The sequence below is a fragment of the Crossiella sp. S99.2 genome, from assembly GCF_023094165.1.
Classification (GTDB): Bacteria; Actinomycetota; Actinomycetes; order Mycobacteriales; family Pseudonocardiaceae; genus Crossiella.
The window spans coordinates 825,316-841,746 of sequence record NZ_JALMDK010000004.1 but is presented as its reverse complement, the minus strand read 5'-3'; the positions used below and the strand labels follow the sequence as shown (position 1 = coordinate 841,746).

General features: G+C 65.9%; 13 protein-coding genes. All 13 read left to right on the top strand.

Annotated elements, in window-relative coordinates; genetic code table 11:
- Window positions 1-462 precede the first annotated feature (462 nt).
- Window positions 463-1,158 carry a hypothetical protein gene (locus tag MZC64_RS19455; protein WP_247758156.1) on the top strand — a complete coding sequence of 232 codons (696 nt, stop codon included), beginning with the start codon at window positions 463-465 and terminating at the stop codon, window positions 1,156-1,158.
- 404 nt (window positions 1,159-1,562) lie between these two features.
- Entirely contained in the window at window positions 1,563-2,690 is a 1,128-nt protein-coding gene (locus tag MZC64_RS19450; protein WP_247758155.1) for a hypothetical protein, read from the top strand.
- Window positions 2,691-3,232: 542 nt separating this feature from the next.
- Complete coding sequence (locus MZC64_RS19445; RefSeq protein WP_247758154.1) at window positions 3,233-3,643, top strand: hypothetical protein; 411 nt, start codon at window positions 3,233-3,235, stop codon at window positions 3,641-3,643.
- 586 nt (window positions 3,644-4,229) lie between these two features.
- Entirely contained in the window at window positions 4,230-4,805 is a 576-nt protein-coding gene (locus MZC64_RS19440; protein WP_247758152.1) for a hypothetical protein, read from the top strand.
- 608 nt (window positions 4,806-5,413) lie between these two features.
- Entirely contained in the window at window positions 5,414-5,767 is a 354-nt protein-coding gene (locus MZC64_RS19435) for a hypothetical protein (protein ID WP_247758151.1), read from the top strand.
- 307 nt (window positions 5,768-6,074) lie between these two features.
- Window positions 6,075-6,743, top strand: coding sequence for a hypothetical protein (locus tag MZC64_RS19430; RefSeq protein WP_247758149.1), 669 nt, complete (start codon window positions 6,075-6,077; stop codon window positions 6,741-6,743).
- Between the two features lie 210 nt (window positions 6,744-6,953).
- The gene (locus tag MZC64_RS19425) at window positions 6,954-7,847 is read left to right on the top strand and encodes a hypothetical protein (protein WP_247758147.1); all 894 of its coding nucleotides are present in this window, start codon (window positions 6,954-6,956) and stop codon (window positions 7,845-7,847) included.
- 867 nt (window positions 7,848-8,714) lie between these two features.
- Complete coding sequence (locus MZC64_RS19420) at window positions 8,715-9,248, top strand: hypothetical protein (protein WP_247758146.1); 534 nt, start codon at window positions 8,715-8,717, stop codon at window positions 9,246-9,248.
- Window positions 9,249-10,077: 829 nt separating this feature from the next.
- On the top strand, window positions 10,078-10,287 hold the full coding sequence (locus MZC64_RS19415; RefSeq protein ID WP_247758145.1) for a hypothetical protein: 210 nt from the start codon (window positions 10,078-10,080) through the stop codon (window positions 10,285-10,287).
- A 155-nt stretch (window positions 10,288-10,442) separates the two neighbouring features.
- Window positions 10,443-11,510, top strand: a complete 1,068-nt coding sequence (gene ssd / locus MZC64_RS19410) for a septum site-determining protein Ssd (RefSeq protein WP_247758144.1) — start codon at window positions 10,443-10,445, stop codon at window positions 11,508-11,510.
- Window positions 11,511-12,367: 857 nt separating this feature from the next.
- Window positions 12,368-13,369, top strand: coding sequence for a DUF932 domain-containing protein (locus tag MZC64_RS19405; RefSeq protein ID WP_247758143.1), 1,002 nt, complete (start codon window positions 12,368-12,370; stop codon window positions 13,367-13,369).
- Between the two features lie 379 nt (window positions 13,370-13,748).
- Entirely contained in the window at window positions 13,749-14,657 is a 909-nt protein-coding gene (locus MZC64_RS19400) for a helix-turn-helix transcriptional regulator (protein WP_247758142.1), read from the top strand.
- Between the two features lie 320 nt (window positions 14,658-14,977).
- On the top strand, window positions 14,978-16,420 hold the full coding sequence (locus MZC64_RS19395; RefSeq protein ID WP_247758141.1) for an MFS transporter: 1,443 nt from the start codon (window positions 14,978-14,980) through the stop codon (window positions 16,418-16,420).
- Window positions 16,421-16,431: the final 11 nt, after the last annotated feature.

Here is a 16,431-nt window from a genome sequence, read left to right as displayed (position 1 = left end):
CTGCCACACACTGTCCGATACGGCAAATCCAGAAGCAGAACCAGGAGCGGAGATCAGAACAGCGTATTCGGCGGGGGTTCAAACCCGGTCGTGCCGCCCGGGCTGCTCGCCGCGCTGATCCTGGTCGCCACTGTCCGATCGCATCGCGATCAGCTCACATGCACCGGGCAGCCTGCTACGCCGCGCTCGGGAACAACAAGAGAGAGCGCCCGGCCACCTGTGCACGGGCGCACCGCCACCGGGGCATCACAGCCTGCGGAACCCCCGGCTTCCCCACGCCGGTCGCGACGGCCGCCAGCAACGTCAGCCACTGTCGTGATGGCTGGCGCCGATGCCCGCGCCGTGCCCATACATCCAGCTGATCGCCAGTGGACTCTGTGCCGGCCTCAACCAGGGCGCGGCCGCATACCACCGGTGCGATCGGACCAATCGCTATACCTACCACCACATCGGAGGAACACCATGACACTAGACACCGCGCTGGCCCGGCTTGACGAGCTGGATCAATACCACGCGCACGCAGTCAGCGAAGTCCTGGCGGTACGCCACAAGGGAATCGTCCAGCGACTCCGCGCAGGGCTTGCCGCGCAGGTCACGATCGGCTCCACGGTCTCCATCAGTAGCCAGTTCACGCCGGAGGTGCTGCAGGGCATGGTTGGCACCGTGGAGTTCAGGGATGCCAAGCATGCCAACGTGCTTCTGGATGAAGAGTCCACCCGCCGCTATGCCGCCGCCGTCCCGACAGAACCCGGCCGGCCGCGCACGGTGGTCGAAGATATCCCCCTGACTGCCCTGGAACGCCTGGACATCCCCGAAGGATTTGCCGAACTGGTCGAGTACATCCTTGACCGAGCCTCGATCGAGGACCTCAACACTCTCTCCGCTGCCCGCAGCCTTCGCCTGGACACCCTTGCGGGCGGCCTGGCCGAGAACGACCTCGTCATGGCGGTCGATGTCAGACCCCAGTACCTTGAAGGGCTGACCGGCATTGTGGAGTCCGTCGACAGGACCAACCGGACCTGCATCGTCTCCCTGGACGAAGACTCCACCAATCGGCTCCGCAGCGAGAACCGGTCCAAACATCAGATTCCTGACACCACTGCACGGTTCAGAGTCGGCCTGACCCTCGCCTCTGCCCTGCCAATCGGTCGCCACTGATCGCAACGGGATGGGCAGGTCGGAGCCCGCGTCCCACCCTGCCCGTCCCGCTGTTGCGGAGACAGTCTCAGATCATGGTGCTCCGCAACACCGATACCGCACGGGGTTCGAACCCCGTGGCGTCACAGAGAACCTCTCACGGTCGATAGCTCTCTCCAGAGCTAACCCCTGAACCTGTGCGGCACCTGCGCTGTGCACCTGTGGCCACTGCCCCTGCGACGCGATGCCCGGCTATCTGGCCAGCTCACCGCGCAGTACGCGAGCGTGGCCCCTGCCGCCTCACACGATGCAGCTAGCCACACGGCCCACGCGGCCGCGGAGGTGAGCTACAGCTCGTCTCCGACGCCGGTGACACTCACCGCGGCGGCGCGAGAAGCCGCACCACTTAACAGACACGAGGAACTATGCCAACCAGCCCCCAGCCGGCCACCCTGCCGCCCCCAGCACCCGATGTCCTCAGCGCCGTTCGTGCGCTGCTGAACTACGCCAGTGCCGGCGAGCACGATGACAGACAGTCGGAGCAGAACGCTGGGATACAACGACCGTCCCCAGCCCAGATCGCCACGGTCGCCTCATGGATTACCAGCAGCACCGGCAACGACGAACTGCACGCCTGCGGCCATGCCTGCTCCTCGGCGAACGACTCCGCACCCGTCACCGATGAACCCATGCTGCCCAGCTTGGCCAGCGTTCTGCTGGGAGTGGAGGATGCACCCGAGGACACCATCTGGGAAACCATGCGTGTGCAAGTGGTGCACACCGAGACACTCGAGTGGACCACGGTCACCGACGTCGAGTTCCCTGCCCAACAGGCCCAGCGGATGCGCGACGATCCGAGAGTCCTGCGCAGAGCATTGGAACAGGACTGGTCGAGCTGGCACGGAGAGTGCGACTGGTATCGGGCCAGGGAAGTTGCTGATCACCTTGTCAGCGCGGAGATCGTCGCTCCCGATACGCCACTGACGAACCCACCTGAGCCGCCTGCACCAGAGCAACTCCACCCTCCAGCACGCCCGCCGGAACTCGTCTTCCCTGCGCTGGACATCCAGCCAGATGTGCGTGAGGTTGCAGGGCTGGATCCGGCGCTGTGGATGAATTACAGAGACAAGGAAACCCCTACCCAGGGGCAGGAGAACACCCATGGTGCAGGCTGTGCGCTGCGCAGCGTGCAGGTGTTTCGCGCTGCTCCCAGCAACCGCCACCAGGACGCCGCCTCTGCGGCCTTGGGAGCCTACGTTGCGGCCAGTGGCCTCGAGAACGAGTCCCTGCCGCATCGTTTGACAGACTTGCTGACCGACCTCCGACACCTCGGGTGCGCCCGTGAGTTCTCTGTGGACGATCTACTGGAACAGCCCAACAGCAGTCCCCGTACCACTGACGAGCTGTCCAGCACCGTCCACGCGCTGCTGATCGCCATCCGCGACGCCTGCGAAGACCAGTGGGCACAGGAACTCGCCGGCGACGCCTGGAACCTGCCAGACTTCGCAGACAAGTCCCACAACCACTATCGCGCGGAATTGCTCGGCCACTAATGCGCGCCAGCAGCGCCTGCCGCCGCGTGAACATGACTACACCTAGGGGATTGCGCCACACGCCGATCCGACGCCGCCTGTCGTCGGCCTGCCTCACCCACCCATAGTTGGCTACCAGGTGAGACAGCACGGCCACCAGCGCCGGATCTGGATGCCATCGGCTCCGGCTCCGTTCTCCCCCTGCACTGTCGAAGATGACTGGGCGCCACCGTCACACCTTCGACGCCTCCAAGGCAGTGCCGTCCTGACACCACCACAAGCTGCGACTGTCCACAACGTATCTTCCCAGCCGCGGCAGAGTTGCGGCACAAGCCGACCGGCTGTACCTGGCGCCGAACACCACCTGCCTGGTCCGGTGAGACCGCATGCACGGACCTGTTGCGGTACCGCAGTTGCGCTAACACCACGGCACCGGCGGCAAAACCCTGGACACCTTGCTCAGTCCGGGCCTGCGACTGCCGCGCGGTTGACATCGTCATACCCCGCCGCAGCAACAGGTCACAACCGCACACTCCAATGATCCCTGTTCGAAGGAAACCGTGATGTACCAGTACTTTCGCAACATTGAGGAACCTGCCGATGTGGCAGCCGCAACCCGGTTTCGGGCATGGAGGGCACTGGCCTACATGCCTGACCACGTTCTCACCCCAGAGTTCCTCGACTTCCTGATCACCAGGGTCGGTGCGGAATCACACTGGGTGACTCGCCCTAGCCGCCTGTTTTTCAGCCAGCCGGGTTCTGCGTGGACTGCAGGCTCCTCCACTGTCAATGTCAACAGCTACACCCGGGATCACCCCAACGGCGCGGACACGATCGAAGTGCACAGCCGATCAGACGGATCCGTCGTCGAACTCAAGCTCAACGGGACTTCCATCCAGTGGGCCAAACTCTGTGCCCTCCTGGCACGTGACAGCACCCCGATCTACAAGCACCCACTGTCTGAACCCAGCTAGCGCCAACAAGACTCCCGCGTCGCACGATCAGCAGAACCTGCTGTACGGCCACGCGCTGCTGGGAACCGAGCAGCGGCCAGCGGGCATCACTAGGCAGCACGAACGTCCGCAACGTTGCCACTGACCTCCCACAGCCGTGGTCGGCAGCGCGGAACGGAGGGCATAGGCCGCCCGCGGCCGAAGCCCGACAGCACCACCTCTGGCGCTGCTGAAGACCGGTCTCTCCAGGCGTCGCAGTCACTCCAGCCCGCCGCAGGTCCTCGACTCGCCCCAGGTCCCACGCCGCAAGCGCCACTGCCGCGCAACCCGATGGGTCTCCTCGGCGAGCCGGAACAGCCAAGCACGGCTCTGCTCACCGGACCCAAATAGCCCGTCGTTCCCGCTGCCTGCCGCTACTTCCCGGAAGGAGCTCACCATCGCCACCACCAGAGTCGTCCAACTCAGCGGCGGCATCGCCAGCTGGACAGTCGCTCAGCGCGTCGCGGCCCGGCACGGCACCACCGGCCTCACACTCCTGTTCGCTGACACTCGACGCGAGGACCAGGATGTCATCGACTTCGCCTACGCCGGAGCCCGCCAACTCGGTGTGCCCCTGGTTCACATCGGCGACGGCAGAACACCGTGGGAGGTCTTCGAGCAGAAGCAGTACCTCGGAAACTCCCGCATCGCGCCGTGTTCCTACGCACTCAAGATCCTGCCGTGCCGGCGCTGGCTTACCGACAACACCGATCCAACGACCACTGTGCTCTACATCGGGCTTGATCCCAGCCGCCGTGACCGTCGCCGCGCCCCGGCCATTGAACGCGGCTGGCGCCCGTGGCGAGTCGAGTTTCCTTTGCTGGACGAGCCAGGCCTGTCCAAAGCCGCCATGCTCGCCGAGGCCCGAGCGCTCGGGTTAACGCCACCACAGGCCTACGAACTCGGGTTCAGCCACGCCAACTGCGGGCAACTCTGCGTGCGCGCAGGCCAGAAGCACTGGCTCAACACACTCACACACTTCCCCGACCGATTCGCCGACTACGCCGAACGCGAGCAGAAGTTCCGGACCCGCACAGGCAAAGACGTTGCCATCCTCAAGGAAACCAGAGGGGGAGTGACCTACCCCCTCACCCTGACAGAACTCAGGCGCCGTCACGAACAGGCCCAGCGCGGCACTCCATGACCAACCCCAGCGTGAAGTAGAAGCCCGTGGGGTTGCCACAACTCCGCTGGCGAGGCCGCAGCACTGTCCCGCTGACCTCATCCCGACCTGCACCATCCGCATCGCGACCACTCAAGCGCCCGATCCGGAGATGCCCACGCACGAGGACGTCACCCGGATCCGGCCCAGGCCCGAGGAGAATCCCGCCGCGCCCACACGCAGCATCCTCACTGTGTGAGCGGGTTCCCCACAAACGCCTGCAGGGATCTCGCTCTGCGACACAGCCCAAGCACAGCGAACTCCCCAGGATTTCGCCCGACACCCGCACTGCCCAGATCCCCGCCACCGGTGACGCCGACACTCCGGCAGAGGCGATCAACCCATGAGCTGACTGACCCAGGCTCAGCGTGGCCGCCCGGAACAACCCGCGCGGCCACGCTGCCTGTGCCGCCAGCTCCTCAGTCCTGCAACAACGCGATCCCGCTCAGACAACCGAACCCGGCCGTCTTTCACGGCTGCCAGTTGGCCCGAGCCACACCCGCCCTCTCCCAAACCCAGGAGCGTCAATGTGTTCCCTCGCCCGCTATCGCCAACCAGACCCCCGCGTGTGCTACGTGCTGCCATCCACAGTGGACACCAACATCGCCCGCCATGACACTCAAGGAGACTACGGGGCGCACGAGTGGACCCGCGGTGTGCTCGTCGAACTGTGCAGATATCTCAACGCGACACCGGTGGCTGTGCGCTACGAAGAAGTGCTCCATCCCGTCAACCGCAGCAATGTCGCCAACATCGTCGTGGCCACCATCCTGCGCCAGGGAAGTCCTCTCGTTGTCCGCTATTCCATCGAATCCGTGGAAGGACAACAGAAACAGGTCTGGCGCGTCGCGATCGACGGCGAACCAAGAATCAACGGAGAGGAGCCCCACCCGACCAAGAGCGGACTGGCCCTCCTGGTCCGCTCCCTCCTCGACGGCTACTGACCCATTCCACCGTGGTGCCTCGCCGACGACAAGCAGACTGCCGGCCCGCCCCGCTCGCACCGCGCCATCCGCGGTCACCCACACGGGACTGACGCCACTGCCGCACAACCACGCGACACGCCCGTCGCCCCTCCGCGACAAACCCCACCTCAAGGAACAAGGACCCCTCATGCGTGAGAAATCCCCGCCCGCCCAGGAGAACCTCGCTCTCGTACACCTCCCAGGCGAGCCCACCCTGCAAGTACCAGCGCGCCTTCCTGCCCACCTTCGCTACGGCCACGCACTGCCCAGTCTGACAGCGGAGAACATGGACCTCCTGGTCACATACCTCCAGCACAATCCCGGCAGACAACAACTCGATCGCTATGGAGACAGCCGATTCCTGGCCGAGAGCCACCGGCAGCGATACTGGATCACCCCCGATCAGCACGGCTACTACGACACCTCCCAGCTGAACCTGTGCTGGAAGCGGGTCGATCCACCGCAGGCCACCGTCGATGACCTGATCCGGTCCCTCACCTCGATCTGCGAGGCCTTCCATCCCGGCTTCGTGAGTGCATCCAGGCTGTATGCCACGGCCGTGCTGAACGACGACATCCGGCCTGCTCGCACACCCGCGGACCTTCACTGGATCATCCACTGCCACTTCGGCCACCCCCTCGGTGCCGACGGGCGCCTGGATCCGATGCCCCACCCGGTCAAGGGCACCAACTGTGAACTCGACGACGAGGACTGGCTCTTGGGGGCGGCAACCATCCATGCCATCAGTACAGGCCACTTCGAGGACGCCCACCCCTGTCGGCACCACGAATCAACCGACACACCCGTTCGCACACCGTGGCTGCCCATCGACCTCAGCCTTGACTGCCTTGACCCACTCGGGCTTGACCTCGCCCAACTCGCCCACGGTTGCGCCCAGACCTGCCGCGGTGACGCACGAGAGGCCGCGCAACTCCTCCTCGCCGCTGTGGGCTAGCCAGAGCCGACACCTCAGCCAAGCCCAACTTCGCACCGGCCACGCCCCTTCACCACCAGGGGAACACCGCCAGACCACGACCGCTGAGCAAATGCACACACACCGCAACACATCCCTGCACCGCCAGCATCCCACGCCCCGGCCTGCAACGGGCTCTTCGCGGTGCACGGCGACAACAGACCGACGGTACTCCTTCGATCCAAGGACGCCATGCCCACCATCAAGCAGGACGCCACCATCAGCAGGAAGAGGACCACGCCGAGCGGAGGTCTGCTCACTCCGCGAGGCCACATCCACATCAACGCCACCGCACTCCACGGACTTCTCGGGACACAACATCCCGGCGGACATCCCGGCCGATGGATCCTGGACACGCCTGCCGGCACTGTCCAGCTCCGCGGTTCACCCTCCCACTGCCCCCACACATCCTCAACCTGGACAGTGGATGCATCCGGCGACGAGGTCTTCCCCTGGCTGCACAAGGCACTCCTGGGCACCACCGCCGGCTTCTCCCTCAACGCAGAACACGGCCACCGCGACGCCGACCGAGCTGGCTACGCGCAAGCCTATGCCAGCTACCTCTATCTGCGTTACCGAGCCGACCAGCAACGCGCCAAGACCACCCCACGCGGCACTCGCGAGCACCGACTCCTCGAAGTCCGGCTGCACTTGCACTCCAGACTTGCCGAAGCAGTGCGCAACCTCGTCCTCCACGAGAGCTGGCGTCGAGCCAGCACACACGAGCGGGTTGAATGGGCCCGCACACCACGACCCCTGGCCAAGCCAGGAACCCCGGTGATCGACCATTGGCAAGCACGCACCCGGTGGTCGTTTGACCCCGAGTACACACCGGGTCGAGGACTCGACGGTGAGACCGACCTGGAAACCACACTGCTCTGGAATGCCGAACTCCAGCAACGGGCATCGATCCTGCGAGGCGATGAACCCGACGGCGCCCGACACCTGCTGGTCCTGGAGTACGCCACCACGCTTCGACAACTGGCCACAGCCACTTTTCCCTTATCTGTCAACGATTCGACACTTGAACCCCCACTCGATCGGCAGCCAGCAGAAGCCGACACTGCCACGGCGGGCGCACGCTGACCCGGCCGCCGACTTCACATACGGCCTTCTGCCAAGTACAGCGGTACCCACAGTCGCACCCACCCGTGGGTAGCAACTGAAACTCCGGCAGCCTTGATCAGCGGACTGCCTGTGCCGATCGCCGAAGGCATTCTGTCCATTGTGGAGCGGACCTCGCCTGCGCTCCTCGTGCCCAGCGGCGGCCGCGGTCTGGGCCTAACGGCCCCGAACGAAATGGACAGGCCGCCCTGCGCCTCCATCGCAGATTCCTCAGCCCTCACATCGACGTCCTGGTCAACGCCGCAGCGCTGCTCGGCCTGATCCGGGTTCGCCGCGACGCCATTGACGCGGGAACCATGCTCTGGGCGCAAGGCTGCATCAGTGTCGTATACCGCGATGGCGAGTGCGAAGAACTGCCCGACTATTCGCCGACCGCGACTGAAGACTGCCTCCATCCAGTGACAATCGCCAAGGTCATCGCGTGCTACCTCTACCAGATCACCGAACTGCCTGACTGGCAGGACACTCCGGCCCACGCCTGGTGTCGCAGGCTTTCCGAGGCCGTTGAGTCCTCCCTGCCAGCCAGTGCTCTCCCGCCGGTCCATGACGTCGATGACAGCGCCGTGCCGGCATACCAACGTGGCACCGTCTACGAGCGATCCCCGTGGACAGTCTCCTCGAACGAGGAGATACCTCTGGCTGACGACCGGGCATGACGCCGCAACTGACAGCTCGTCCCGTGAACCGCAGTCAGCTCACGGTGTTTCACGCCTGTAGCGGTCTCAGCCCGGCGAGAGTTCCCTGCCAGGACCCCAGGCCACTCGATCATCCCAAGTCGGCTCAGGTCGAGGCGAATCCCACGAGAAACCCAGGAACGGAAACACAATCATGACCAATAGCGACAGTCCGGCGATTCCCGCCTGGCTCGCACATCGACCCACTGTCGGCGGAGTGGTGGTTCCATGGATCACACCACGCACCGCCGACGGCCGATACTTGCTGGGCATGCTGGAACAGACGCTGGCAGAGGAGGCCATCAGACGCAGGCTGTGCGGCGTCTGCGGCCTCCCGTTAACTGGCCAACCACTGGTGCTGTTGATGAGGATGAGCGACCTGCCCAGCCGCTGCACCAACGAGCCGGCACTGCACCCCCAGTGCGCCGCCTACACCGCGGCTGCCTGCCCCATGGTGAGTGGACGCCTGACGCACTACCGATCCCTGCCTCCAAAGCTGGATGCACACAGAACCCTGGACCCTCAGTCCGTTCACCGTCAGGGTGCTCCAGCTGAACCATGGTTTGCGGTCTGGGTCAAGGAATACCGAGTGGTCACCTTCCACGGCAACCTCGCCGCATCCTATGCAGAACACGGACCTCTGCGCATTCGCGGCATCAGCGCCCCCTGGTCCCTGCTGTTGAGCTGACTACACCTGGCCCCGATACCGCTGTCCACAACGGATTCGGCGTTCTGCCAACACAAGTTCGCTTGTCCCTCAGTGCTACCAGCGTGTGCAGTGCCATCCTAGGCAGCCAGGGCGCGGGCTCGTGTAGTCAAAACCCAAGCGGTTCCCGTGATCTCGATGGCGGTGCGCTATCCCGACGCACTAACGCCCCTGTCTGCAGCGCCAACTAACGAACCTATCCGCCAGCAATCCACTCTCGATCCGCGGCCCCGGGGTGCGGTGCGGCCTGGCACTGCTCCGACTGTGGACGTGTCCGACTGCCCCCCGCTGAACCCGCAGTCGCCATCGCCGACGTTCCACCAACCCGGTGCCGGAGTTCGGCGGCACCAGAGGAACCGCCGCGCTCATCCGTGCTCAACCACGATTGGTAAGGCTGCATGCCAACGTCTACAAAGGAGTCACCTTGTCTGTGTTTCCGAGCCCAGACCGAAGGCCCGTGCCTAGTGAGGATCGACGCACCCACCACAACAGCATGGGTGCTCACCGCCGACAACACAGTGATCGGCGCCTACGGTCCCGGCGTGACCCGGCGCACCGTCAGCGCCATCCTGGCCGCAAGCGGCCTGCAGCCAGTCCCGTGGACACAGTGGGAGTACTCGATTCCCCCAGACGGCTGGGAACGCCCCGTCCAATCCCACGGCGGGTGTGCATGCCAGCGGCCGGAGACAGTCACGGACCCAGCTACCGGCGTCACCGCCGCACCCGGCGCGCCCGCCGTGGCTGGCAACGAAACACCAGCAGGCCCACCACCGCACGTGACGATCGAGCCACGGCGCCCACGAGGAATATCGTGCTGAGCGAATCCGCCGCCGCTGTGGTCGCTGGGCTCAGTGCCTTATCCACGTCGGGGATCAACCGGGACGGCATCGTCACCACCGCAGAGGTGTGGCGTGAGATCCAGGCCGCTGTGCCCGTGGCCTGGTTCCACCGGTGGTGCCGCCAACATCCCGCTGATGACGCCGACGCGGCCGAGTTCTACGACCCCGACCTCTGTTGCTAGGTCACACCGTTACCGGCGGTCCGCGAGGAGCAGGCCATCGAAGTCCGCCCCGATTCCGTGATACCTGCGCAGTGTGCAGACAAGCCACACACCTCCGCAGTCCGCTCGCACCACAGTCTCCTCGTCTCATCCCATCCCGTACTGGAAGGCATCTCGTGAACACCGCACCCACCATCATCTTTGCCGCCGACCCCTTCCTCCTTAAAGCCGCGCAGGAAGCCGCTACCCGCGTCGGCTGCACCCTCGTGCGCGCCACCACCATCGACGAACTCCACGCTCTGTGGGAACAGACGCCACTGGTGATGCTCGATGAGCAGACCCTGGCCGAATGTGCAACATCCTCCCTGCCTCGCCGCAGCGACGTGCTGGTCCTGACCACCGCCGAACCCCACACAGACTCCTGGCCCCATGCCGTCGCACTCGGAGCAACACCCGTCCTGATCCTGTCGGCCGCGGCCAACAGCCTCGACGCCGCGCTCGCCAAGGCCACCGGAGAACCTGACCCTGGCCAGGGTCTGGTGGTCGCCGTGCTCGGTGGCCGAGGAGGTGCAGGAGCCACTGTGCTGGCCACCGCTCTCACCCTTACCGCAGCCGACCAAGGCCGGAACGCGACATTGCTGGACTGCGATCCGCTGGGTGGCGGCATCGACCGAGTGCTCGGAACCGACAAGGGTCAGGTACTGGGATGGTCGGCGATCCCCGCATGGGGTGACCGGCTCAACCGCATCCCGCTTCGGCACTCCTGGCCCACGGCCGGGGTGTACGGCCCGACAGTGCTCTCCTGCGACGAGCGCGTAGCGGAGTTGGATCCGCGGGCCGTGGAGTCGGTGATCTCCGCCTGCCGCGTCGATGAGGGTGTCGTCGTCTGTGATCTGCCGAGGACCGCCGACCCGGCAACCCGGACTGTGCTGGCATACGCAGATCTCGCGGTGCTGGTGGTCCCTGCTGAATCCCGGGCCTGTCATTCTGCTGCCCGAATGGTGACCCGTATCAAGAGCCAGGGCACCCCGGTGGCCCTGGTCGTCCGCGGCCCAGCACCCTCTGGCCGCAGTGTCCGCGATGTCGAAGCAGATGTCGGCTTGCCGTCGTTGATCACGATGCGTCCGGCGACAGGCCTGGAGGTTGCCTTGGATGTGGGCGCCATGGCCTATCGCAGCAGCAGTCCTCTTGCGCGGGCTGCCCGCAAGGTCCTGTCGCATGCCGACGAGCTGCGTGAGACCTGAGAACAGCGCCACCGACAGCGCAGTGACAACACCGACCGATCGCGACGACGCCGGATTGGCCTCGGACCGCTGATCTGAGACGCCTCGGATTCACCGTTGCCGAGGACACCCGGTCTGGTCAACCACCCAGGCTGACCGTTCGAGTTTTCCCTGATGTGGACCGGAACCTGATGTCGATGGCCACCGCCCGCACCCTAGATACGCCCAGGCGGGGTGATGTCTGAGCCTGACCAGCCACACCGCAGGCACATGCGTCTGATGCGATGTCGCGTCAGATCCTGTTGAACGCCACGACTGTGCGCTCCGCCCCGCCCCGATGCCTCAGCAGCACCGCGGGTGCCGAGTCCACACCAGGCACCCACAATCCCACCGTGATCTGCGGGCCAGACCCCGCCGCGACGCCCACTCGCAGTGCCCCAAGGCCCAGGCGAGTCGGGCCGATCACCACCACAACATGGTCCGCCGCTCAGCGCGGTTACTCCGCAAGCAGAGTGTCGGCTGCTTACCCAGGCGAGGTGGCACGGGCCACTCACCGGCAGGCACACCACACCAGATCGCACCGAGCCCGATGTGCGGACCCGTGCCACCTCGCCTGAAAACCCGACGGATCCCCAGCGAAGTCCTCAAGGACTCCAGCGCCCATGCCACACCTGATGCAGGCACACGCCATCGCCACTCCCTGACCGGAGGTGCCGCGCTAAGCCCACGCCCAACGGCCACTTCGCCTGCCCCAGGCACGAGCCGCCCGTTGCGATGCGACTCGACGCCCCCGCACCACGCCTGGCCTGGCCAGCCACACAGACCACAGCTCTCGCCACAACACGATCCGTCCCGCCCACAACGAAGGAGAGCATACGATGTCCAAGGAAACGAGCCAGTGGCTCAATCACAACGTGCTGATCGGATTCACCGAGCAACGCGGCCACGCCTGGCACTACCAAGCCGCCCACCAAGGCGATGAACCCAACCACTACCCCCACGCCGTACCCGTCGCCGATGTCCAACGCAGACTATTCAACTGGGTCGCAGAGCCGGGGCCTGTCCTGCTGGAGGGCAGACACGGTCTGCGGACTGCGCCGGGCCGGCTGGCCGTCACAGCTTCCGACAACGGCGACCTGCTGGGCCTGTTCACTCAGGGCTACGCCATCCACCAGTACCAGGACTGGCTACTGGACAGAGTGGACCTGCTGTTGGACAGCCACCTTCAGATCGGCTCGGCGGGGCTACTCGACCACCGCAAAAGGGCCTGGGTCAGCATCGAGATGCCGGAGAACATCACCACGCCCGAAGGCGTCGAGTTTCGCCCGCGCCTGGTTGCCTGCACCAGCCATGACGGCAGTCTCAACACCACCTACAAGCGGGTGGTCACCAACATCGTCTGTGACAACACCATGGCCGCCGGCCTGCGCGAGACTGGCCAGGAGGTCAAGATCAAACACACCAGGCACAGCAAGCTCGACATCCTCGATGCCCGTGACGCCTTGGCCCTGGTCTGCACCGTCGCCGAAGACTTCGCCGCGGAAGTCCGTCATCTATGCCAGACCACGGTCACTGACCGACAGTGGCGTGAATTCCTCACCGCACACGCCCCGATTCCCGAGACGAACCGCGGCCGTACCAACGCCATCAACCACCGCCGAGACCTGAGCCGGCTGTGGGAACAGGACCCGCGGGTGGCGCCCTGGCAGCACACCGGCTGGGGAGTGGTGCAGGCAGTCAACACCCACCTGCATCACGGAGCCGTCATTCGTAACGTCTCCCGGGCCGAGCGGAACCTCTCCCGTGCCGTCGATGGCTCCGTCACCGCTGTGGACCGCGACACAGTGGCCACCCTCCACAGAGTCCTCGCCTCAGCCTGAGTTCGGCCAGTTACGCCGCTGACCACGATGTGTGCAGGGCACCTCTGCTGTGCCCCGCTGCGACAACCACGCACTCGCGCGCTGGTCCGAACATGGCTAGGACAGAGGACTACCTTGCGATCGCGCGGCGGATCCCCGCCTGTTCCTTGGGGGAGATCACACGGTGTCCCCGCCTGGGTCAAGAGCATCTCGGCTCAGGCGCGACCACCATCGCCTGGTTCTGGACAGACGAAGGCCAAGCCGGTCGCGGCACTCGCTGCCCCGGTGGGCACGCGCCGGTGGCGCATCCGCGCCCGACCTGCCCCTGGGGGCATGCCCTGGCAACAACGCTGGCGAAGGAGGTAACCTGCCCCTAGGTATTTGCATACGGGAATAGGCGGTGGTCATCGTTCGTCGGACAAGACACACCCCCGGTGCCAAGCGGCCCCAGCACATCGCGGTCGGCGAGTTCTTGGTCTCCCGACGGGCCAAGGTGACACCAGCCGAGGTCGGCCTGCCGATCACCGGATACCGCCGCACTCCGGGGCTGCGCCGAGAGGAAATCGCGATGCTCGCCGGCATCGGCGTGTCCTGGTACACCAGCATCGAGCAAGGCCGGGCACAGCGGCTCTCACCCGATGTCCTCGACGCCATCGCGCACGCCCTGAATCTCAGTACGGCCGAACACCGCTACGTCAGAGACCTGGCCCGCTTCGCCGAGGAACCAGCCCAGTCCGCCGCCATCCCCCCTCGATGCCAGCTGCAACCCGTCGTCGATCACTGGCGACCCCATCCCGCCTACATCACCGACCGGCATTGGAACGTCGTCGCCGCCAACACCCCCGCCAACCAGATCCTGGGACTGCGTCACCAGGACAACCTGCTTACCGAGTTTTTTTGCAACCCTCGCACCCGAGGACGTCGGCCCCGCTGGGAACAGGACGCCGCTGATCTCCTCGCGCGCTTCCGCGGCCGCAGCACCACTAGCGTCGGGACCCCGGCCTTCACCGCCATGATCGAAGCGCTGCGGCGCGGCAGCCCGCTGTTTGCCACCCTCTGGGACCACCACGATGTCTCCGACGATGCTGACGGCCACGAGCTGCTTCACGACGAGGATCTCGGCAGGCTCCGTTTCTCCCGCATCTCGCTGGAGTTCACTTCCGCGGCGCTGAGCCTGACCATCCACCTGCCCTCAGCCCCGGAAGACCCCAGCGGCGGTAGCCAGTCAGCACAACCCGGCCCCATCGGCACAGCACCGCCCCAGCAACAACCAGCCCTCGGCGCCACGCAGCAGACCCTCACAGCCTGAGCGTCCCCGCCGGGCCGCTCACGGCGCCCAGCGCCGCAGCGGCCCCCTCAGCGCCACGTAACGGCAGGTTCCCCGCACCTTGCTCAGCCCGCGCGCGGAGCCACGCACCTGAATCGGCGGGCGACCGCCGCCGGGCCCTCGCCGCCCCGCGCTCCCCACACAGCACGTCATCGCCGATCTCACCGCAACTGGCCACCACACACTCCAGCACCGCACACGAGCCCGGCCCTCCCGTCAGCGCTGGATCACATCCTGACACTGTCACCACTACGACGATCGCTGACTGGTTGACGGCCCACAGTCGATCAATGCTGGCGACCATGACAGCCGCACCCGCCGACATCCGCATGACCGGGCGACAAAAAGCCACGCTTGTCGTCCTTCTCGGCGCCCAGGCCATGTTCGCCATCGACTTCTCCATCCTCACCGTGGCGCTTCCCGTGATTGGTCGCGATCTCGGCTTCGGCATCGACAGTTTGCAATGGGTGGTGACCAGTTTCGCTCTGGCCGCAGCCGGACTGACCCTGCTGTGCGGCCGCATCAGCGACCTTCTCGGCCGTAAGAGGCTCTTTCTCGCCGGGATGGCCCTGCTCACCATCTCCTCCCTGATCGGCGGCCTGGCCCAGACCCCGGCCATCCTGCTGGCCGCACGCATCGCCCAAGGCGTGGCCACCGCCATGGTCATCCCCTCCGGGATGGCCCTGCTGACCACTTCCTTCCCCGAAGGAGCACTGCGCAACAAAGCGCTCGGACTCAACGGTGCGCTGCTCTCACTGGGGTTCGCCTCCGGCGCCGTCCTGGGCGGTGTGCTCACCGACCTGCTCTCCTGGCGCTGGACCTTCCTCATCAACGTGCCCGCAGGCGCGATCCTGCTGACCGCCGCCTGGTTCCTCATCCGCGAGTCCCGCGCCCCCCAGCGTCCCGCACTCGATGTGCCCGGCGCGATCACCGTCACCCTCGGCCTGCTCGCCCTGGTTTTCGGCGTCACCTCGGTCGAACGCCACGGCTGGAGTTCACCCGCGACCTGGGGACCGCTGCTGGCCGCCGCCGCCCTGCTGGCCGCCTTCTACCGCATCGAGCTGCGCGCCCCGCAACCCCTGGCACCGCTGCGCATCCTGCGCGCCAACACCGTCAAGTGGGGAAATTTCGCCGGCCTGATCACCTTCGCCATGGAGTCAGGACTGTCTTTCCTGCTGACCCTCTACCTCCAGCAAGTCCTGGGCCTGACACCGTTTCAGACCGGTCTGATGTTCGGTTTCCTCGGCCTGGGCGCATTCCTCGGCGGCACCTTCGCCGCACACGTCATCGCCCGGACCGGCACCCGCGGCGCGCTCGTGTTCGGCCTGGCCCTCCAGGCCCTCACCACCGGCGCGATGTACTGGCTCGGCCAGGCCACCACGCCCAACATCCTCTTCGTCCTAGCGGCGACCTTCCTGGGCGGCTTCGGGCATGTCCTGGCCATCGTGGCCTACACGATCACCGCGACCTCCGGGGTCGCCGACCACGAACAGGGCCTGGCCACCGGCCTGACGAGCATGACGCAGCAGATCGCCTTCTCCCTGGGCATTCCCATCATGTCCACCGTCGCCCTGGCCCACTCCGGCCCGATGCACGGCAGCACGAAGGTACTGGAAGCCACCACCTTCGGTATCGCCGTCAACGGCGCCGTCGTCCTGCTCGGCGCAGCGCTCGTGCTCGCTTTCCTGCGGCCGGTGGCCACCACCGGCCCGACAGCGGCACAGACCCCGGCGACCACCGCCTAAGCCTCCCCGCT